The sequence below is a fragment of the Janthinobacterium sp. PAMC25594 genome (assembly GCF_019443505.1).
Lineage (GTDB): Bacteria > Pseudomonadota > Gammaproteobacteria > Burkholderiales > Burkholderiaceae_D > Janthinobacterium.
In genome coordinates this window covers 4,641,538-4,661,573 of the sequence record NZ_CP080377.1, presented here as the reverse complement: position 1 = coordinate 4,661,573, position 20,036 = coordinate 4,641,538, and the positions used below count along the sequence as shown (strand labels likewise).

The 20,036-nt window shown below is 63.0% G+C and carries 20 protein-coding genes; 9 read left to right on the top strand and 11 right to left on the bottom strand.

Annotated elements, in window-relative coordinates; genetic code table 11:
* Window positions 1–2: 2 nt before the first annotated feature.
* On the bottom strand, window positions 3–620 hold the full coding sequence (locus KY494_RS20905; RefSeq protein WP_219132601.1) for a YfiR family protein: 618 nt from the start codon (window positions 618–620) through the stop codon (window positions 3–5).
* Window positions 621–842: 222 nt separating this feature from the next.
* Between KY494_RS20905 and KY494_RS20900 the strand changes: the two genes are divergently transcribed.
* On the top strand, window positions 843–1,325 hold the full coding sequence (locus KY494_RS20900) for a CinA family protein (protein ID WP_219888094.1): 483 nt from the start codon (window positions 843–845) through the stop codon (window positions 1,323–1,325).
* On the opposite strand, the gene KY494_RS20895 is transcribed toward KY494_RS20900, so the two are convergent.
* Window positions 1,315–3,087, bottom strand: a complete 1,773-nt coding sequence (locus KY494_RS20895; protein WP_258194354.1) for a diguanylate cyclase — start codon at window positions 3,085–3,087, stop codon at window positions 1,315–1,317. The genes KY494_RS20900 and KY494_RS20895 overlap by 11 nt on opposite strands.
* A gap of 212 nt (window positions 3,088–3,299) precedes the next feature.
* Between KY494_RS20895 and KY494_RS20890 the strand changes: the two genes are divergently transcribed.
* From KY494_RS20890 to KY494_RS20880, 3 genes are all read left to right on the top strand, one after another.
* Window positions 3,300–4,028: a hypothetical protein gene (locus KY494_RS20890; protein ID WP_219132599.1), complete on the top strand. Its 729-nt coding sequence runs from the start codon at window positions 3,300–3,302 to the stop codon at window positions 4,026–4,028.
* Window positions 4,029–4,397, top strand: a complete 369-nt coding sequence (locus KY494_RS20885; RefSeq protein ID WP_219888093.1) for a hypothetical protein — start codon at window positions 4,029–4,031, stop codon at window positions 4,395–4,397.
* 66 nt (window positions 4,398–4,463) lie between these two features.
* Window positions 4,464–7,292 carry a pitrilysin family protein gene (locus tag KY494_RS20880; protein WP_219888092.1) on the top strand — a complete coding sequence of 943 codons (2,829 nt, stop codon included), beginning with the start codon at window positions 4,464–4,466 and terminating at the stop codon, window positions 7,290–7,292.
* Between the two features lie 6 nt (window positions 7,293–7,298).
* On the opposite strand, the gene KY494_RS20875 is transcribed toward KY494_RS20880, so the two are convergent.
* From KY494_RS20875 to KY494_RS20865, 3 genes are all read right to left on the bottom strand, one after another.
* Window positions 7,299–7,700, bottom strand: coding sequence for a DUF2809 domain-containing protein (locus KY494_RS20875; protein WP_219888091.1), 402 nt, complete (start codon window positions 7,698–7,700; stop codon window positions 7,299–7,301).
* 171 nt (window positions 7,701–7,871) lie between these two features.
* Window positions 7,872–8,804, bottom strand: a complete 933-nt coding sequence (cysK, locus tag KY494_RS20870; RefSeq protein ID WP_219888090.1) for a cysteine synthase A — start codon at window positions 8,802–8,804, stop codon at window positions 7,872–7,874.
* 84 nt (window positions 8,805–8,888) lie between these two features.
* Window positions 8,889–9,353 (bottom strand): FKBP-type peptidyl-prolyl cis-trans isomerase, encoded by a 465-nt coding sequence (locus KY494_RS20865; RefSeq protein ID WP_219132594.1) that lies wholly within the window; start codon window positions 9,351–9,353, stop codon window positions 8,889–8,891.
* A 94-nt stretch (window positions 9,354–9,447) separates the two neighbouring features.
* On the opposite strand from KY494_RS20865, the gene thpR reads away from it, so the two are divergent.
* Window positions 9,448–9,966, top strand: coding sequence for an RNA 2',3'-cyclic phosphodiesterase (gene thpR, locus KY494_RS20860; protein WP_219888089.1), 519 nt, complete (start codon window positions 9,448–9,450; stop codon window positions 9,964–9,966).
* On the opposite strand, the gene KY494_RS20855 is transcribed toward thpR, so the two are convergent.
* Window positions 9,963–10,820, bottom strand: a complete 858-nt coding sequence (locus KY494_RS20855) for a tRNA threonylcarbamoyladenosine dehydratase (RefSeq protein WP_258194353.1) — start codon at window positions 10,818–10,820, stop codon at window positions 9,963–9,965. The two genes, thpR and KY494_RS20855, sit on opposite strands and share 4 nt — an antisense overlap.
* 113 nt (window positions 10,821–10,933) lie before the next feature.
* Here KY494_RS20855 and pdxH point away from each other — a divergent pair, with 113 nt between their 5' ends.
* Both pdxH and KY494_RS20845 read left to right on the top strand, forming a co-directional pair.
* Window positions 10,934–12,142: a pyridoxamine 5'-phosphate oxidase gene (gene pdxH / locus KY494_RS20850; protein ID WP_219888088.1), complete on the top strand. Its 1,209-nt coding sequence runs from the start codon at window positions 10,934–10,936 to the stop codon at window positions 12,140–12,142.
* A 127-nt stretch (window positions 12,143–12,269) separates the two neighbouring features.
* Window positions 12,270–13,505, top strand: a complete 1,236-nt coding sequence (locus tag KY494_RS20845) for a cyclopropane-fatty-acyl-phospholipid synthase family protein (RefSeq protein ID WP_219888087.1) — start codon at window positions 12,270–12,272, stop codon at window positions 13,503–13,505.
* A gap of 18 nt (window positions 13,506–13,523) precedes the next feature.
* Here KY494_RS20845 and msrA read toward each other — a convergent pair whose 3' ends face one another.
* Complete coding sequence (msrA, locus tag KY494_RS20840) at window positions 13,524–14,057, bottom strand: peptide-methionine (S)-S-oxide reductase MsrA (RefSeq protein ID WP_258194352.1); 534 nt, start codon at window positions 14,055–14,057, stop codon at window positions 13,524–13,526.
* Between the two features lie 244 nt (window positions 14,058–14,301).
* Between msrA and KY494_RS20835 the strand changes: the two genes are divergently transcribed.
* Together KY494_RS20835 and KY494_RS20830 are read left to right on the top strand one after the other, a co-directional pair.
* The gene (locus KY494_RS20835; protein WP_219888086.1) at window positions 14,302–14,718 is read left to right on the top strand and encodes a hypothetical protein; all 417 of its coding nucleotides are present in this window, start codon (window positions 14,302–14,304) and stop codon (window positions 14,716–14,718) included.
* Window positions 14,719–14,824: 106 nt separating this feature from the next.
* The gene (locus KY494_RS20830; RefSeq protein WP_096237985.1) at window positions 14,825–15,331 is read left to right on the top strand and encodes a flavin reductase family protein; all 507 of its coding nucleotides are present in this window, start codon (window positions 14,825–14,827) and stop codon (window positions 15,329–15,331) included.
* A gap of 39 nt (window positions 15,332–15,370) precedes the next feature.
* On the opposite strand, the gene KY494_RS20825 is transcribed toward KY494_RS20830, so the two are convergent.
* The 4 genes from KY494_RS20825 to KY494_RS20810 all read right to left on the bottom strand — a co-directional run bounded on the left by KY494_RS20825 (window position 15,371) and on the right by KY494_RS20810 (window position 20,021).
* Window positions 15,371–16,057: an OmpW family protein gene (locus KY494_RS20825; RefSeq protein WP_219888085.1), complete on the bottom strand. Its 687-nt coding sequence runs from the start codon at window positions 16,055–16,057 to the stop codon at window positions 15,371–15,373.
* A 93-nt stretch (window positions 16,058–16,150) separates the two neighbouring features.
* Window positions 16,151–17,566 carry an esterase gene (locus KY494_RS20820; protein WP_219132588.1) on the bottom strand — a complete coding sequence of 472 codons (1,416 nt, stop codon included), beginning with the start codon at window positions 17,564–17,566 and terminating at the stop codon, window positions 16,151–16,153.
* Between the two features lie 242 nt (window positions 17,567–17,808).
* A complete protein-coding gene (locus KY494_RS20815) occupies window positions 17,809–18,828 on the bottom strand; it encodes an L-threonylcarbamoyladenylate synthase (RefSeq protein ID WP_219888084.1) in 1,020 nt (339 codons plus the stop codon).
* A complete protein-coding gene (locus KY494_RS20810; RefSeq protein WP_219888083.1) occupies window positions 18,825–20,021 on the bottom strand; it encodes a 5-(carboxyamino)imidazole ribonucleotide synthase in 1,197 nt (398 codons plus the stop codon). Before KY494_RS20810 ends, KY494_RS20815 begins: the two co-directional genes overlap by 4 nt.
* Between the last annotated feature and the right edge of the window lie 15 nt (window positions 20,022–20,036).

Below are 20,036 nucleotides of genomic sequence, written 5' to 3'. Positions count from 1 at the left end.
GGTCAGGCGCCCCCCGTCTGCACGCGATAGGCGGCCAGCAGCATGCGCGCGCTGATGCGGATATGCGCCAGCGCCACGGGTTTCAAGGCCACGTCGAAGCGCACCTTGTCTTCGGCCATCACAAAATTGATCATGCTGCCCATCGCGTAGACCTCATCCGAATCGGACACCGTCAACAACGCCAGGCCACGGCTGGCGGCCAGCATCTCCTGCAGCGCCGTTTTTTCCAGCGCGCCCAGGTACAGCACGTGCAGCCCGGCCAGCGCTTCGCCGCGGCGCACTTTTTTCACCTGCACGGCGCGGCCGTTGACGCTGTGCCCGGCCACGCTCAGTTCGAGCTGCTCGGCCAGCGCATCGGCGCCCGCCACGCCGATCACCAGCGGAGAGTCGGGCCGGGCAAAGCTGCCGTCCGGCCACTCGACAAAGCCGGCAAACTTGTACAGATACGCGGCCTTGACCTGGCGTTCCAGTTCACCTGGCACCTGCGCCCGCACGTCGGCGCACAGCACGCCCAGGAACAGCAATAGCCAGCCCCAGCGAAGAGGGCGGCGGCCGGCGCCGCGCGCGGGGCGGCGTAGGGGGCCAGCATGACGCCACCAGGTCCAGTTCAGAATTGCCATGACAACCGAGTAAGATAATGCATACGAAGGCGCGGCACCATGCCGCTTGCCGGTTCGGGCGATGCGCACCAGGGTGGCGCAGCGACAGAGCGCCTGCCGGCCCGAAGTGGTAGCAAATGTATAAAAGAGTGTACGCATTTTCGCTGTTACCGGGGAAAGTTTCTTTTACCGTTGGCCATGCTACAGTCTCGCCACCCTTACCACCGCATGCAGGAGTCCTCCATGAGCAACGCACTCGCCTCCCTCTCCACCGCCGTCGGCCTGGCCTTGCAGGCGAAGGGCCTGCTGCTGGCCACGGCCGAATCGTGCACGGGCGGCGGCGTGGCCCAGGCCGTCACCGACATCAGCGGGTCGAGCGCCTGGTTCGATCGGGGCTTCGTCACCTATTCCAACGGGGCCAAGAGCGGCATGCTGGGCGTGCCCGCCGAGCTGATCGCCGCCCACGGCGCCGTCAGCGAGGAAGTGGCCGCCGCCATGGCGCAGGGAGCGCTGGCGCACAGCGATGCTCAGGTGGCGGTCTCGACCACGGGCATCGCCGGCCCCACGGGCGGCGTGCCCGGCAAGCCCGTCGGCACCGTCTGCTTCGGCTGGGCCATGGACGGGCGCGTGCAGACGCAGCGGCTGGTGTTTGCGGGCGACCGGCAAGCCGTGCGCGAACAGGCCATTCTGCATGCCCTGCAGGAGCTCTTGCGCTTTATCCAGTAGCCCCGGCGATGCAGGCGCGGTCGCGGCCCGCCTGCTTGGCCGCATACAGGGCGCTGTCGGCGCGCAGCAGCAACTCGTGGCGGCCGGCGCCATGGCGCGGATACTCGGCGATGCCCGCCGAAAAGGTGCAGCCCGTCAAGCTGTGCGGCGCCTGCCGGATCAGCAACTGGCGGTAGCGCGCGGCGATATCGTCGATCTTGTGCGCGGCGATGACGCTGTCGGCTTCGCGCAACAGCAGGCAGAATTCCTCGCCGCCATAGCGGCACACCATGTCGCTGCCGCGCAACTGGCTCTCCACCAGGCGCGCGAACTGGATCAGCACTTCATCGCCAAAGTTATGCCCATACGTGTCGTTGACGCGCTTGAAGAAATCCAGGTCGATGATGGCGATGGCCACGGGCGCGTCCGCATCGGCCGCGTGCAGGATGGCATTGAGGCAAGTTTCAAAATGGCGGCGGTTGTACAAGCCCGTCAGGTGGTCGCGCATGGCCTGTTCCTTCAGGCTGTCCTGCAGCGAATTGACGTGCAGGATCTGGTGCGCCAGTTCGCGGTTCAGGTGTTCGAGCTTGACGTTTTCCGTCTCGCGCGCCGCCTGCAGCTCCAGCGCCTTGTCGCGCTCGGCTTTCAGGCTGTGCATTTCCTTTTCCAGGTTGCGCATCAGGCTGCGCGAGGCGCGCGCCGACTTGCTGCTGGCCTCGAACACGGCCTGGTATTGCTGCAGGAAGCCGTACGCCGCCTGCCATTCGCCCAGCTGGGCATTGATCTCGGCCAATCCCCGCAAAATCTGTTGCTGGTGAAAGGGATTGCGCGTCCAGCTCAGCAGGCTGTGCGCCTGCGTCAGCGAGGCCAGCGCCTGCGCCGTCTGGCCCGCGTGCAGGTCCAGCTTGCCGCGCACCAGCCACGCGTGCATCTGCTCTTCCAGGTCCTGGCCGCGGCGCGCATAGTCTTCGGCGCGCAGCAGCAGTTGCAGCGCGCTGTCGGGCCGCTGCAGCAAGATGGCGGCGTGCGCGGCGATGCAGAACAAAAAGGCGCGCACGGCCAGGTCTTCTTCCGGCCACTCGTAAAACGGTTCCACCAGCGCCAGCGCCTCGGCCGGCTTGCCTGTGGCTAATAAACACATGGCCAGGTTGGCCGAGACGATGGTTTGCTGGTATTTAAGCTTTTGCGTGCCGATGATCCCGAGCGCCTCGGCCAGCAGGGGAATCGCGTCTTCATCGTTGCCCAGGTCATGCTGCGACGACGCCAGGTTCGACAGGCTGTTGACGCGGTGCGCGGGGCTGCCGAAGCGCTCGGCGATGTCCAGCGCCAGCAGAAAATTGCGCGGGCCGTCCTGCGTATCGCCACGGTTCAGGGCATCGACGCCCAGGCGCGCGTACAGCATGAACTTGTGCAAGGAATCGGGTATCTGCGCGGCCTGGCTGCGCGCTTGCAAGAAATGCTGCTCGGCATCGGCAAAGTCGCCGCGCCGGCTCGCATACGCGCCCTGCAGCGCGGCCACTTCCATGCCCCCTTCCAGGTCGCCGCTGTGCTGGAAATACGCGTGCAGGCGCTCGCACGACGGTTCAGCCTCGCCCGCGTAATACGCCAGCCAGCAATGATTCAGTTCCGCATACGCGCCACCACGCGCATACTGTTGTCGTTGCGCCGCCGCCAGCGCCATCTGCGCCAGCCGGCGCGCCTGGCGGCGGTTGCCGACCAGGCAAGACAGGGCTTGCTGATTCAAACGGTCAATGTCGGCTTTATCGAGACTGGAGATCGGCACTGCGTCCTCGTTCACACTCTGGGGTGGATTTTTCACACAAAACTTGCTCTGTATCAATGGTATCCTGATTAACATCATAACCAGATTCGCTGTTCCGCATGGCATATTTGCAAAGGATTGTGGTAAAAATGCCAGTCGTGGCCTGGCCTGGCGCCCGCGCCGCTGTCACGGATCTTTGATTGTCACTGACGCAACAACTTGGAGTAGTCGCAATGCAAAACACGGTACATTTCATCCTGCAGGGCAAGGGCGGCATCGGCAAGACCCTGGTCTCGACCCTGCTGGCCCAGTGGATAGGCGGCAAGGACGACACGCCCTTGCGCTGCTATGACACCGATCAGGAAAACGCCACGTTCTCGCGCTACAAGGCGATGCAGGTCAAGCATGTGCCCGTGATGACGGATGCGCGCAACATCGACCCGAAACGCTTCGACGCGCTGATGATCGACATCCTCGAAACAGACGGCAACTGCGTGATCGACAATGGCGCGAATACCTTTTCGCCGCTGATGGGCTATCTGCTGGAAAACGATTGTTTCTCGCTGCTGGAAGAATCGGGCCGCAAGGTGTACATCCACACCATCGTCGGCGGCGGCGACACCTTGCACGATACGGCCACGGGCTTTGTCGCCACGGCGCAAGCGACGAAAGTGCCGCTGGTGCTGTGGCAAAACGAACACTTCGGCCTGCTGCAATCGGCGTCCGGCAAGCAGTTTGTCGAATCGCAGTCGTATGCCGACAACCGCGCGCGCGTGAAAGGCAGCATCACCTTGAGCCAGCGCAATCCCGACACCTTCGGCGCGGATGTGAAAAAAATGAACACGGCACGCCTGACGATGCAGGAAGTGATGCAGAACGACAAGTTCAACATCATGGAAAAACAGCGCATCAAGGTCGTCTACCGCGACATCTTCGAACAACTCGACAAGGTGCAATGGTAGATGGACCAGCACAAACTGCGCAGCCATGTGTTCGACAAGACGGGCATCAAGATCGACGTCGATGACCCGATATTCGCCCTGGTGGCGCTGAACGAAGCGGTGCTGGCGGAAACCGTCGAGCGCCAGCTGGCCCTGCTGAACTCTGCCACGCAAGCGCTGGCGGCGCAGGCGCGCGTGGCGGGCGGCTTGCCAGCCGAACCGGCGCCAGCCATGCCCCAGCCCGCGCCGCAAGCGCCTGCACCATCGCCATCGCCATCGCCGGCCGGCTTTACGCCGCGCGAATGGCGTTTGCTGGGCGCGGCCGCCATCGTCTCCGTCGCCTGCGCGCTGCTGGTGCTGGGCGGCGCGACCCTGCTGTATAAACTGTAGTACCGTCGCGCTGGGCCCGCCACGAGCGGGCCGCAGCGTCTTCCCCACCCTAGCCTGGAAGCATGCATGAAACCGATCAAATTGCTGGCCATACCCGCCCTGATGCTGTCGCTGTACGGCGCCCCCCTGAGCCTCGCCCACGCCGCCGGTGCGGCCGCCGCGACGGCAGCCACGAGCGTGCCAAATGTTGCCTACGAAAAATACACGCTGCCGAATGGCCTCGACGTGATCCTCGTGGAAGACCATAAATTGCCCGTCACGGCCGTCAATGTCTGGTATCACGTGGGTCCCGCGAACGAAGCGCCGGGCCTGACGGGCTTTGCCCACTTGTTCGAACACATGATGTTTGCCGCCACCAAGCACGTGCCGCGCGGCATGGCCGACCAGTTGCTGGAAGGCGCAGGCGCCACCGATTCGAACGGCAGCACGGATTTCGACCGCACCAATTATTTCGACACGGTGCCGTCGAACCAGCTGGAACTGGCCCTGTGGGCCCATTCCGACCGCATGGGCTACCTGCTCGACGTGCTCGACCAGACGGCGCTGACGAACCAGCAGGACGTGGTGCGCAACGAGCGCCGCCAGAGCGTGGAAAACGCACCGTACGGCATCGTGCAGGAAGCCCTGTACCACCAGCTGTTTCCGAAGACCCACCCGTATTACGCCAGCGTCATCGGTTCGCATGCGGACATCCAGAACGCGAAGCTGGCCGACATCAAGGAATTCTTTACCAAATACTATGGTCCCAACAATGCCAGCCTGGTGATCGCCGGCGACATCGACAAGGCGAAGACCAAGGAACTGGTCAATAAATACTTCGGCAGCTTCAAGAGCGGCCCCGCCGTGGCCAAGCCCGATGTGGTGACGCCGCCCATCACGCAGGAGCGCCGCATCGTGGTGCAGGACAGGGTCGAGTTGCCGCGCGTCTTCATGGCCTGGCTGACGCCGTCCGCCTACGCCAAGGATGACGCGGAATTGTCGATGGCGGCGCAAATCCTGGCCGGCGGCAAGTCCAGCCGCCTGTACAAGTCCCTGGTGTACGACAAGCAGATCGCGCAGGACGTGGGCGCGAACCAGAGCTCGAACGCCCTCACCTCCGTGTTTACCATCGACGTGACGGCCCGCCCCGGCCACCAGCCCGAGGAAATCGAGCAAGCCATGCAGGCGGAGCTGGAGCAATTGCGCACCCAGGGGCCTAGCGAGAAGGAACTCGAACGGGCCCGCAACAGCATCGAGACGAGCATGCTGAGCCAGGTGGAAAAAGTGGGCGGCAACGCCAACATGATGAACCAGTACAACCAGTACCTGGGCGACCCCGGCTACCTGGGCAAGGATATCGAACGCTACCGCCAGGTGACGGCGGCCGGCGTGCAGCGCGCCGTCGACACCTACCTGAAAAATCAGGCGCGCGTGGTCGTGTATGGCGTGCCGGGCACGCCGGACCTGGGTCCGGAAGTGGCGACGCCGGCGCCGGGCAAGGTCAAGTCGGCGCCAGGCACGGCCATCAATGCGGACGAGCCATGGCGTAACAAGGTGCCGGCCGCCGGTCCCGCGCCGACAATCGTGCTGCCGCAAGCGACGTCCTTCACCTTGAGCAATGGCTTGACCGTGATCCACAATTACAACCCGGCCGTGCCGCTGGTATCGACCCAACTGGTGGTGAAAAGCGGTTCGGGCGCCAATCCGCTGGCGCAGCCGGGTTTGTCGGGCTTTACGGCGCAACTGCTGCAGGAAGGAACCAGTACGCGCAGCGCGCCGCAGATCGCCGATGACGTGGCGCAACTCGGTGCTTTCCTCGGCACGGGTTCCGGCGCGGATGCCTCGTTCGCCCAGCTGACGTCGCTGAAAACCACCTTCCCGCAAGCGCTCGACGTGCTGGCCGACGTGGTGCAGCACCCGCAATTCCCCGCGGCCGAAGTGGAGCGCCAGCGCGCCAGCCGTATCGGCGAACTGGCGCAGCAGCGCGAAAACGCGGGAGCCGTGGCGGCCCGCGTGGAAGCGGCAGCCCTGTACGGCCCGCAACATCCGTACGGGTATATCCAGCTGGGCACGGAAGCGGCCCTGAAAGCCACCAGCCGCGCCGACCTGCAGGCGTTCTGGCAGCAGCATTATGTGCCGAACAATGCGGCCCTGATCGTCTCGGGCGACATCGACGCAGCGCAATTGAAGAGCCTGGCCGAAGCCAAGTTTGGCAGCTGGAAGGCGGGCGCGGTGGCGCCGTCCGTGACGGCGGCGCCGGCCACGACAAAAGCAAAACTGATCCTCGTCGACAAGCCGGGCGCGCCGCAGACGGCCGTGCGCCTGTCGACCATCGCCGTGGCCCGCACGACGCCCGATTATGCGCCGCTGCAAGTGATGAACGCGGCGCTGGGCGGCTTGTTTACGAGCCGGCTGAGCAATAACCTGCGTGAAGAGAAGGGCTACACCTATGGCGTGCGCTCGCAATTCCAGTACCGCAGCCAGCCGGGACCGTTCTCCATCGCGGCCGGCGTGCGCACGGACGTGACGGGCCCGGCCGTGTCGGAAACCTTCAAGGAAATCCGCGCCATGATCGCCAAGCCACTGACGGCCAGGGAATTGTCGAATGCGCGCAATTCGCAGGTGCTGTCGCTGCCGGGCCAGTTCGAGACGAATGCCAGCATCAGCGCCAGCATGGCCAACGTATATATCTACGGCCTGGGCCTCGACTACTACGCGACCCTGCCACAGCGCTTTGCCAGCGTGACGGACAAGCAGGTGCAGCAGGTGGCAAAAAAATACCTGCAGCCGGAAAAGCTGATCGTCATCGGCGTGGGCGACCAGGCGAAGATCGCCCCGCAATTATCCAAGCTGAAACTGGCGCCCGTGGAACTGCGCGATGCCGAGGGTAACCTCAAGGAGGGTAACGTCAAGTAAGCGGGACTAGCGGCGCTTGAACAGCGCCGCTTTATCCACCAGCGCCGCAATCGCCACACCGGCCGTGTAGGCGATCAAGTCGCCCCAGCCGAAGGTGGAACCGAGCACCAGGTGCCCCAGCGGATGCGCGCGCAGCGCGACGAGCCAGGGCGTCTGGAGCAGTTGGCCGAATTCCACGGCAAAGCAGATCAGCAGAGACCACAATGCCAGCTGCCAGGTGCGCATGCGCGTGGCGATGATGCCCAGCGCAAAGACGATCATCATGGCCCACAGGGCGTCGCCCGGATACTTGCCGAGCGCGGCGGGAAGGAATTGGGGATAAGCGCGCGAGGCCAGGCCCAGCGCGATGACAGCCACGGTTGCGCCCACCTGCAGCAGGCGGCGGCGTTCAGGTTTTACCAGGAACATATTTCCATTCAAAGGCACAATACGGACCGAACCATTGCGGCCCGTCCGATATTGTACTGCGCCTGCCCTGCCTGCCTGGCGCATATTTCGGCATGGCAAGTTCAACCGGCGCCCTTGCACGGCGCCGGTCAAGCGGCGCTACCTTCGCAGCCCCGCCGGACGGATCGGCTCTTAGTCGCCCAAGCCGGCGTACAAGGCCGTGCTCAGGTAGCGTTCGCCGAACGACGGGATGATGGTGACGATGGTCTTGCCCGCGTTTTCCGGACGGCGCGCCACTTGCAGGGCGGCCCACAGGGCGGCGCCCGACGAGATGCCAACCAGCAAGCCTTCATCGCTGGCGGCCAGGCGCGCCGTGGCGAACGCGTCGTCGTTCTTCACGCAGATGATTTCGTCGTAGATGGCCGTGTTCAGTATCTGCGGCACGAAACCGGCGCCGATGCCCTGGATCGGGTGCGGCCCCTTGGTGCCTTTCGACAGCATCGGCGACGCTTCCGGTTCCACGGCGATCACTTGGACGCCGGGCTTGCGTTCCTTCAACACTTCGCCGATGCCGGTGATCGTGCCGCCCGTGCCCACGCCGGCGATGACGATGTCGACTTGTCCATCCGTATCGCGCCAGATTTCCTCGGCCGTCGTGGCGCGGTGGATGGCGGGATTGGCCGGATTGTTAAATTGCTGCAGCATCAGGTAGCGCGGCTCGGCCGCCACCATGTCCTCGGCCTTGCGGATGGCGCCCAGCATGCCTTCGCTACCGGGCGTGAGCACCAGCTCGGCGCCGTAGGCGCGCAGAAGGATGCGCCGTTCGCGGCTCATGGTGTCGGGCATGACGAGGGTGCAGCGGTAGCCGCGCGCGGCGCAGACCATGGCCAGCGCAATGCCCGTGTTGCCGCTGGTGGGCTCGACGATGACGGTATCGGCATGAATCTTGCCAGCAGCTTCCGCGGCGACGATCATGGACAGGCCGATGCGGTCCTTGACGCTGTGCGCGGGATTGTAGAATTCGAGTTTGGCCAGGATGGTGGCCACACTGCCGGCGGCGATGCGGTTGATGCGCACCAGGGGCGTGTTGCCGATCAGTTCAGTGACGTCGTTGGCGATGTTCATGGGAGTCTCCACAGCTATATCAGAAAATCCCAGTCTACCGCTTTTTCACGGCAGCGCACGTGGTGCGCTGCCGAAACTGAACAATTACTTCACGTCCAGCAATTCCACGTCGAAGATCAGTGCCGAGTTCGGCGGAATGTCGCCATTGCCGGCGCCGCGCGGACCATAGGCCAGTTCGCCTGGAATGATCAGGGTGCGCTTGCCGCCCACTTTCATGCCGGCCACGCCCTGGTCCCAGCCCTTGATGACCATGCCCTTGCCGAGCGGGAAGTCAAACGGGCCACGGCCCACGGAGCTGTCGAACTTCTTGCCGCGCGAATCTTTCGCCATGGGACGGTACAGCCAGCCCGTGTAGTGCACGGTGACGTTATTGCCGGCGGACGCTTCCTTGCCGGTGCCGACCTTGTTGTCGATCACGATCAGTTTATCGGCGACAGGGCCGGGGCTCAGCGAGACGGCGGAGGCGGGAACAGGCGCTGGCGCCTGTGCCTGCGCCAGCGACGCGGCGACGGAGCAGATCAGGGCAAACAAAACGGAGCTACGCGTCATGATGTATTCTTTCAGTGAGTTTCGGTGAGATCCCTGCCAATGCAAGAGGCAGGGAACGCCAATCATAGCAAACCGCCGCAACGATAGGAAAAACTTGTCGCCTGATACCCATTGCCCCCGCCTGTTTTACGCGCTGTGGCCCGATGCGGCCACGCGCACGGCCCTGCTCGCCTGGCAGGCGCGCTTGCAAGGCAAGCCCGTGCGCGCCGAGAAACTGCACCTGACGCTGGCCTTCCTGGGCCAGCGCCCGGCCAGCGAGCTGCCGGCCCTGCAAGATATCCTGGCGCACTTGCCGGCGCATCCCATACCCTTGCTGTTCGATCACGCCAGCCACTTTGCGCAGCTGGCGCTGGCCTGGGCCGCCCTGGCGCAGCCCTCGCCCGCCCTGCTGGACTTGCGCGCGGCCTGCATGCATGAGCTGGCGCAACAGGGCCTCGCGCCCCGCTTCGAGCACGACCGCTTTACACCGCACGTGACGCTGGCGCGCCAGGCGCCGCCGCCGGCCAACCAGGACTTCGCGCCCATCGCCTGGCTGGCGGACGAACTGGTGCTGGTGGAATCGCTGAAAAGCAGCGGCGATTACCGCATCCTGGCCAGCAGGAAATTAAGCTAGGCGGCGTCCGGCATTAACACCGGCACCTCGGCCAGTTTGTCCTGGCGCAAGCTTTTCAGCGCATGGGCGGCCGCCACCATGCCGAAGCTGGCCGTCACCACCACGCTGGAACCGAAGCCGGCACAGTTCAAGCCCGTGACGCCGGCGGGCGCGCTGCCATCGATGGCGCACGCTTCGGCGCTCTCGGGCGCGCTCAACGGCTCCATGGAAAACACGGCGTCGACATTGAATTTGTTTTTCACGCCACGGGGAAAACCATATTCGGTGCGCAACAGTTTTCGTACCCGCTTGAGCAGCGGTTCCTGCTCCGTTTTCGACAAATCGCGCACGGCGATCAGGGTCGGGTCCGTCTGCCCGCCCGCGCTGCCGATGGTCAGCATGGGAATGTTGCGCGCACGGCAATACGCGATCACGGCAGCTTTCGCCTTGGCATTGTCGATGGCGTCGATCAGGTAGTCGAAATCGCGCCCGCCCAGCAATAGCTCCAGGTTATCGGGAGCAATAAAATCCTCGATCTGCGTGACCTGGCACAAGGGGTTGATCAGTTCGATGCGTTCGGCCAGGGCCGTGATCTTGGCCTTGCCGATGGTGTCGCTCATGGCCTGGATCTGGCGATTGATATTCGATTCGGCAACATTGTCGAGGTCGATCAGGGTCAGGCGGCCGATGGCGCTGCGCGCCAGCGCTTCGACGATCCAGGAACCGACACCGCCCACGCCGATCACACACACATGGGCGGCACGGAAGCGTGCCAACGCGGGGGGGCCGTACAGGCGGGCAATGCCGCCGAAACGCCGTTCAAAATCGATCTCGGTCAAGTCCATGGAAATTAGTTCATTGGTGGAGGTATGCATGGCGCCATTTTAACGGACACTGCGCTGGCGGATATTCTAAAATAGCCGAATTGACACAGCGACAAGCTCCGTTTGTCGCCGCGCCCCCACACCGCCCACCACGAGAACTCGCCATGACCTCTCCCCTGTTCGACTCCGTTCCCGGCTTTGACCAGCCCATCGCCGTGCTCAAGCATTGCCACGACAAGATCCGCAAGCAGCTGACGACCCTGCAAAACCTGCTGGGCCACCTGGGACAGAACGGCAACACGCCGGAAGCGCAACAGGCGGCCAAGGCGGTGTTGCAGTATTTCAATAAGGCCGCCCATCTGCATCATGATGATGAAGAGCAAGACCTGATGCCCATGCTGCAGGCCACGGCCACGGGCGAGGACGCGGCCCTGCTGGCCACCCTGGTGCCGGAAATCCTGGCCGACCACCAGCGCATGGACCAGGCCTGGCTGACCCTGCGCCCGGAACTGGACGCCATTGCCGCCGGCACGGACTCGCAGCTGTCGCACGATGGCGTGCGCGACTATGTCGCCGCCTACCAGGCCCACATGGCCAAGGAAGAAGGACAACTGGCACCGATGGCCAAGCGCCTGTTCAGCGCGCAGCAGATGGAGCAGCTGGGCACGGCCATGCAGCGCCGCCGCGGCATCGCGCCCGATGCGCCGGAAACTCCCGCAGTGCCGGACGCGGCCGCCGTGCTGGCGGCCATGCGCACCGATTACGTGCAATCGCGCCTGAGCGAGACGGATGTGCTGGCCGATCCCATCGCGCAGTTCCAGAAATGGTTTGCCGAAGCCGTCAAGGCCCAGGTGATGGAGCCGAACGCGATGGACTTGTCCACCGTCAGTCCCGACGGCAAGCCCAGCTCGCGCATCGTGCTGATCAAGCAGTTCAACGAGCGCGGCTTTACCTGGTACACGAATTACAACAGCGACAAGGGCCAGCAGCTGGAACACAACCCGCACGCGGCCCTGCTGTTCTTCTGGCGCGAGCTGGAACGGCAAGTGCGCATCGAAGGCACGGTGGTGAAAACCACGGCGGCCGAGAGCGACGAGTATTTCAATGTGCGCCCCCTGCAAAGCCGCTTGTCGGCGATTGCCTCGCAGCAAAGCGCCCCCATCGCCGACCGTGCCACGCTGGAAAGCCATTACGAGGCCGTGGCCGCAGCCCTTGGCGACGCGCAACCGCCACGCCCGGCCCACTGGGGCGGCTACCGTTTGCAGCCGGAGCGCATCGAATTCTGGCAGGGACGCCGTTCGCGCTTCCACGACCGCATCGTGTTTACGCGCGGTGCCGACGGGCAATGGAGCATGCAACGCTTGCAACCCTGAGCAAGCTGGTCAAGGCGGCGCAAAGCAAGCTGGTCAATATAGGTGTAGGCTATGAAGGTAGAAGTTACTAAATAACATTGATTCTCAATTTGCGGCCCCAACTGGGGCCGCTGCATTGGAGGCCATTTTGTTTGTACAAAACCAACTCAAGTCCTGGATCGCCAGCATACGCAGCAAGACCGCCCTGCCGCTGCGCATCGAATTGTGGAACGGCCAGCATGTCGACCTGTCCAGCGAAACGCCCAGAGTCACCATCCGCCTGCCGACCGTCGCCTCGGCCCGCTATCTGCTGAACCCCTCGCTGGCCAATCTGGGCTCGGCCTATGTGGAAGGCAATATCGAGGTCAAGGGCACGGCGATGGACATGATTTCCATCTGCAATGCCCTGGCCCGTAACACCTTGAAACCGGAAGGCAAGCTGGCCCGCATCGTGCGCAGCTTTACGCACGACAAGAGCAAGGATGCCGAAGCCATCCGCTACCACTACGACGTGTCAAACGCGTTTTATGAACAATTTCTCGACCCCGCTCTCGTGTATTCCTGTGCCTATTTCGAACATGGCGATGAAACCCTGGCGCAGGCGCAAGTCAAGAAGATCGACCATATCCTGAAGAAAATCCAGCTGCAGCCGGGCCAGACCCTGCTCGACATCGGCTGCGGCTGGGGTGCGCTCGTCATTCGTGCCGCACAGCAATATGGCGCCCGCTGCGTGGGCGTGACCCTGTCGGAAAACCAGTACGCGCTGGCGCGCGAGCGCGTGGCGGCAGCCGGACTCTCACACCTGATCGAGATCCGCCTGCAAGACTACCGCGACGTGACGGGCCAGTTCGACCGCATCACCAGCGTGGGCATGTTCGAGCACGTGGGCTTGAAGCACTTGCCCGACTACTTTTCCATCATCAACAAGCTGCTGGCGCCCGATGGCATGGCGATGAACCACGGCATCACCTCCACCGACCCGGAGAATGGCGAAACGCCGTATGGCGGCGGCGAATTCATCGAAAAATATGTGTTTCCGCACGGCGAGCTGGCGCACATCGGCAATGTCCTGAAAACCATGCAGCAAGGGGGGCTGGAAGTGCTGGACGTGGAAAACCTGCGGCGCCACTATGCGCGCACCTGCGCCCTGTGGACGGAAAATTTCGAAGCCAACGCCGAGCAGATACGCCCGCTGGCGGGCGAGCGGCGCTTCCGCATCTGGCACGTCTACCTGGCCGGCTGCGCCTATGCCTTCGAGCAAGATTTGATCAGCCTGTACCAGATCGTCTGCGTGAAGGGGGGCCGGCGCTCCGCCACCCTGCCCTGGTCGCGCAACTACATGTATGCGCAGGAGACAAGGCCGTCACCCGTGCTCACGCCCTGACAGGCGCGCGCGGGGTGCCTACTTCAGGCGTCCCGCGTACATGGCGCGGAATTTCTCCACCTTGGGCGCGACGACCAGCGCGCAATAGCCCTGCAAGGGATGCTGGGCGACATAATTCTGGTGGTAATCCTCGGCCGCGTAAAAGACTTGCGCCGGCGCCAGCTGCGTGACGATGGGCGCATCCCACACGCCGGCCATCTCGGCCAGCACCTTGCGCGCCACGCTTTCCTGTTCCGCCGACTGGTAATAGATGACGGAACGGTATTGCGTGCCGACATCGTTACCCTGGCGATTCAGGGTGGTGGGGTCGTGCAGCGTGAAAAAGATTTCCAGCAAGTCGTGGTAAGCGATGACGGCCGGGTCGAATTCCAGGCGCACCACTTCCGCGTGGTCCGTGTCGCCCGCGCATACCTGTTCATACGTGGGATCGGGCACGCCGCCGCCCGTGTAGCCGGACACGACGCGCGTCACGCCGCGCACTTCCCCATACACGGCGGCCAGGCACCAGAAACAGCCGCCGCCCAGTACCGCCACTTCCATTTCCGCACGCATCTTGTACTCCCTTCTCCCAATTGGCCATGAAGGCAATATTGCTACTTAAATTACTATAAACCAAACCGCCAGCGGCTGCATTGCAGCCTGCATGCTGCGGGCTGATACGGTCATCGCATGGAACATTTTGTCATTTGACCATCAAACACGGGCGCTGCTATACTGGATTAAATATTTCCCATAAGCAACAAAACATTACGGATGCCATATCACGAATGTTTCATCTCTCACTCCAAGGCAAAACATGAAGGAATATACTGGCGACTATCTGGAAATCGGCCCGAGCAAACCAAGTGGGAAATGGCGTAAGTACACGTATATCAAGATCGGTACCGAGATCATCAAGAATGTCTACATCGACGAACGCCTCAGCATTATCTTGCGTGATCAAATGAAACGCGAGGGGCCTGCGAAATTGTGGATCATCCAATGGGCATTCCGGCCTTTGATTATCGGCATTACCCAAAATGACGGGCAAACCTTCCGGCAGAGTCTTTTCACACAATACGGTTTTGCCGGCATATGCCTTGCCATTGCGACTGGCACGCTGATGGCATGGGAAATAGGGAAATTCATTCTGCCTTTGGCGATTCTCGGCGCCTGGCTTAACATCGGACTGATCAGCAAAATCAAGAAAATTCCGGCTGACCATATTTATTGATGTCGCCGACGCATGCTCTAGCTTCATTTCGCTTCGGGCCTTCATGACGGGAAAGTACTCGCAAGGCCATTTTTTGGCATAATGGAGACAAACAGACAGGTCTCCCATGAACACACGCTCTCCCCGCGCGCCCGCGCAAGAATTCGATACGACACATTTCCGTCAGGCATTGTCGCAGTTTGCCACCGGCGTGACGGTCATCACCACGCGCCTGGCCGACGGCAGTTTCCGCGGCTTGACGGCCAGTTCCTTCAATTCCGTTTCGCTGTCGCCGCCCCTGGTGCTGTGGAGCCTCGGTTCCGTGGCGAACAGCATGCCCATTTTCAGCGGCAACTCGCATTACGTCATCAATGTGCTGGGCGCCGAGCAGGCGGAACTGGCGCAGCGCTTTGCACGCCGCACGCCGAATCCCTTCGACGACGTCGAATACGAACTGTCGCGCACGGGCCAGCCCATCCTGAAAGGCGCGTCGGCCTGGTTCGAATGCCACAACCGCAGCCGCTATCCGGAAGGCGACCACGTCATTTTCGTGGGCGAAGTGGAACAATGCGCGTTTGCCGCGCAACCACCCTTGATCTTCCACAATGGAAAGTTCAATACACCGCCAGCCTGAGCGGGACAAAAAAAAATCCGCCGAGGCGGATTTTTTGTTTTACAGGGTAAAGTTGTACCCGATGCTGATACTCACGGCAACCGGGTCGAGCTTGATGTCCTGCGTCTGCCCCGTCGAGAATTTCGCCTTGGTTTTCAGGTAGGTCTTGACCACGGCCACGTCGGCAAACCAGCGCTCGTTGATGGCCACGGTGCTGCCGAGCACCAGGCTGCCTGTCAGCTTGTTGTCCATGCGGTAGGTGACTGGTTTTCCACCCGGATCCAGCAGGGCCGTCATCTGACCCGAGCCGGTTTCCTTCTGGAAATATGCATACGTCAAGCCCGCGCCCACGTAAGGGCGGATCATCGCATTGGGCTGGAAGAAACGGTACTGGATGAAGGCCGTCGGCGGCAACACTTCTGCCGTGCCCAGCTTGCCCGTGCCCTTGATCGAACCATCACCCACCAGGTCGTGCTTGTACGGCACGCCCAGGATCATTTCAGCGGAAAAATTGTCTGTGAGCATGTAGGCAAAGCTCAGGATGGGCTTGGTATCGGCCTTGACATCGGCTTTCGTGCCCGGCAGTGCCGGTGCGGAAATGTCGCCACTGTCCACGTGCGGCGTGATCTTGTTGATGCCAGCCTTGACCATCCAGGTGCCTGCGCTTTGCGCCGAAGCGCCCGTCGCCATGGCCATCGCGGCAGCTGCAGCCAGCACGCGTACAGCGGTATTCAAACGATTCTTCATCTTGTCTCCTGATTCATTATGTGCGGAGTGTTCCGCTATCGAGTCTTGTCGCTGCCGGCCGCGCCTCCCAGGCACAGCCGGTACGGCCATCCCTTACAGCCAGCCCCGCACGACCATGTCCTTGGCCACGTAGCGGGCCAGCAACAGGTTATTGAACGGCGTAGGATGCACATCGTCGGCATACGCATAGTGGCTGACGTCGCCCGCTTTCAGGTTCGTGCCATTGCACACCAGCGAGCTGCCCAGAATATTGCCTGGCGCGCTCAGGTCGCATGCCGTTTCCGTGACGTTGGTCAAGCCATACGGGCCGGGATTGACGCCCTGGTCATGGCTGACGGCAAACACGTCGACCAGCAAGACTTTCGCATTACCCGTCAAGCCCGCCTTGATTTCGCCATTGAAGGTGCTGACCATGGCATTGATGAGCGCCTTGGTATTGGCATCCTTGCCCAGGCCCGATGGCGTACCGGCCACGTCAGGCAGATTGTTGACGATGACATAGTTGGCGCCCTTGGCAATGATCTGGTCCTTCACCAGCGCTACCAGTTCGGTGCCAGCCTGTTTCATGGCGCCAACCAGTGCAGGTCCATTCGCTGCGGCGTAATCGGCACCGGCCTTGGCACCTGCAGCGGCGCCGGCGGCGTTACCGGTAACGGTGGCATCGGCTTGCGCCTTGGCCACCAGCGGGCCATACACGGCTTGCGAAGATATTCCCGGATCACCGGCAATAACGGCAGCTTGCACGGCAGCACCCACGATCGATGCGGAGGTGGCGCCTGGCGCTGCGGCGGCAGCCGCCACGGCGGCGCCGATGGCTTGCGCCGCCGTGGCAGGATTGGCGGCGTGAGCAGCGAAGGCCGCGACCAAATTGGTGGCAAAGGCTTTCGCGCCAGCAGCGGCACCAGCAGTAGCGCCTGCCGCCTGACCAGCAGCGGTGGCCTTCGCTTGCAAATCACCCAGCAAGAACAGCACGTCGTTACCGCCGGCCATCACGAACACGGCTTCCGTGCCGCTGAACTTGCCGCCGGACACGGCCAGGTGGTTCGCGATCTGCGTCACCACGGGCACGGTCAGGGCACCCAGCTCGCTGCCCGTCGCCTTGTTGTTCGGGCCAACCGGATTGGTCACGCGCGAACCGCCCATGGCGTAGCCGTAGCAACCAGCATGCTTGACGCGTGGCACGGCCAAGCCCTTCAACGCATTGCCTTCCAGGCCAGTCTCGGCGGCGCATGGCGCGGCCAGGCTGAATTGCGCGGCCAGGTGCTCGGTCCAGTTCTTGCCCGTCAGTTCAGGATTGATCTTGGTATTGTCGCCATTGATGGTGAACTTGCCGCCACCTTTCGCCAGCACCGTGCCGACGGCATACGAACCGACATCGGACAGGCTGTCGCCGAACGACACCTGCGCCGTGTATTTGACTTTCAAGGTTTGATCACCGCCACTGGCGCCACCGCAACCTGCCAGGACAGCCGCAGCCAGCACGGCCAGCGCGAATTTTGTTTGATGCATTTTGTCTCCTCGGTCTTTTTTCTGGTTTCTAAACGAACGGGCGTGCTATTCGCTACCCAACTAATATGCCATCGTTCCTCAGGCTTGTATAGAAAATATGTTTTAAAAATCAACGAAATAACAACACCGCCGGCGCCCTGTCATGACCGGGCGATCAGCTGAATTATGGAGGATATAAGATGTTTCGTGGCAAGCATCGCTATTGCGCTGCATCAAGAAAAAGCCCCTTGCGGGGCTTTTCATTATGCGGATAGAAACTGCTGCAAGATACCACTTGAGCCGAACGCGGCGCGCCGCAAACGGTCATTCACGCCCAGCCACGCGGGGCCGGTGGGCGGTGCTTCGACGAGTATCAGCTCGGCGCCGACCTGATCCATCGTGCGCAGCGAGGCATACAGCGCATGTGCGTAATTTTCCGGGGTCGCGGCCAGGCGCACGCTGGCGCTGGCCGGCGGCAGATCCGAGTAGTGGATCAGGGCCACGCGACGCCCGTCATTGAGCAGGCGGTTCAAGATGGCGCGCACGTCGTCGCTGTGCTGCATCGCAACAGGCGTGTGCGGTGCGTAATGCGATTCCAGCGTGCCCGAGGCGCGCGGCGCGGCCGCGTCCGCCACGGCCGGTGCGCGGCCGATGACGGCGGCGATTTGCCCGCTGCTGATATGGCCGGGACGCAAGAGCACGGGACCGTGCGTGGCCAGGCGCGACAGGTCGACGATGGTCGACTCGATACCGACCTCGCTCTGGCCGCCATCGAGGATCTGGCCCAGCAAGCCGCTGCCCAGTTCCGCCGCGAACTCATCGCGCACGTGCTGCGCCGTGGTGGGGCTGACATTGCCGAATTTGTTCGCCGACGGCGCCGCCAGGCCACCCTTGCCGCCCTTGAAGGCGCGGAGCAATGCGATCGCCACCGGATGCGACGGGCAGCGCAGGCCCACCGTATCCTGGCCGCCGGATACAGCGTCGGGAATATGCGCGGCGCGCCTGACGATCAGGGTCAGCGGGCCGGGCCAGAAGGCGGCCACCAGCTGCTGCGCCTCGGGCGGGAGATCATCGGACCAGTGCGCCAAATCGGCACCGGGCGCCACGTGCACGATCACAGGGTGGTCCGATGGCCGGCCCTTGGCTTCGTAGATGCGCGCCACAGCGGCCGGGTTTTCCGCATCGGCGCCCAGGCCATATACTGTTTCCGTCGGGAAAGCGACGAGGCCGCCCGCTTCCAGCACGGCGACGGCCGCCGCCAGGTCTTGCGCGGGCACGCTCACGGCGCGATTCCCAGAATCAGACAAGCATCGCGCAGGCGCTGCTGCGCCTCTGGCAAGCTGGCCGCGATGAAGGTCAGGTGACCCATCTTGCGGCCACGGCGCGGATCGTCCTTGCCATACAGATGCAAACAGGCGCCCGGCAGCGCCAGCACCTGGTCCCACGCCGGTTCGCAGGCAGCATCGCTGCCGTCGGCAAACCAGGCGTCGCCCAGTATGTTGAGCATCACGGCCGGCGAATGCTGGCGCACGTCGCCCAGCGGCAAGCGCGCCATGGCCCGCACCTGCTGCGCGAACTGGCTGGTGACGCAGGCATCCATCGTGTAGTGGCCGCTGTTGTGCGGACGCGGCGCCATTTCATTGACCACCAGGCTGCCGTCTGTGAGCACGAAAAATTCGATGCACAGCACGCCGACATAGCCGAGTTCGGCAACCATCGCTTGCGCCGCCCGCTGCGCCCTGGCGGCGCAGTCGTCGGACACGTTCGGACCCGGCACCGTGGTGGTAAACAGCACGCCGTCGCGGTGCACGTTTTCGGCGATCGGGTACACGACCGATGCACCGTCCACGCCGCGCGCCGTCAGCACGGACACTTCATACGCCAGCGGCAGCATCTTTTCCAACAGGCAAGTTACTTCGCCCATTTCCGCAAACGCGGCACGCACCTCGTCGCGCGTGCGCACGCGGTACTGGCCCTTGCCGTCATAGCCCATGCGCACGGTTTTCAGTATGCCTGGCAGCAAGTCGTCGCTGATGGCATCGATGTCAAGCTGCGTGGCAATCACCGTATGTGGCGCCGGCAGCACGCCCGATTTCGAGGCGCAGGCGACAAAGAAACGTTTTTCGGCGATGCGGTCCTGCGCCACCGACACGCCGTGGGCGTTGGGGGCGACAAACACGCTTTCGGCCAGGCGCGACAGACTGTCGGCCGGCACGTTTTCGAATTCGGTGGTGACGGCCAGGCATTGCGCGGCCAGCGCGTCAAGCCCGGCCGCATCGCTGTAGCCGGCATTCACCAGACGCTGCGCCACCTGCCCCGCAGGGCAGGCGTCCGATGGTTCCAGTACGGCAACCTGATAGCCCATGCTCTGGGCGGCCTGCGCAAACATGCGGCCGAGCTGGCCGCCGCCCATCACGCCCAGCCACGCCGGTGGGTTGGCGGCGGGCAGCAATGGGGAAGTCGATTTACTATTCATTATTTTTCAAACACA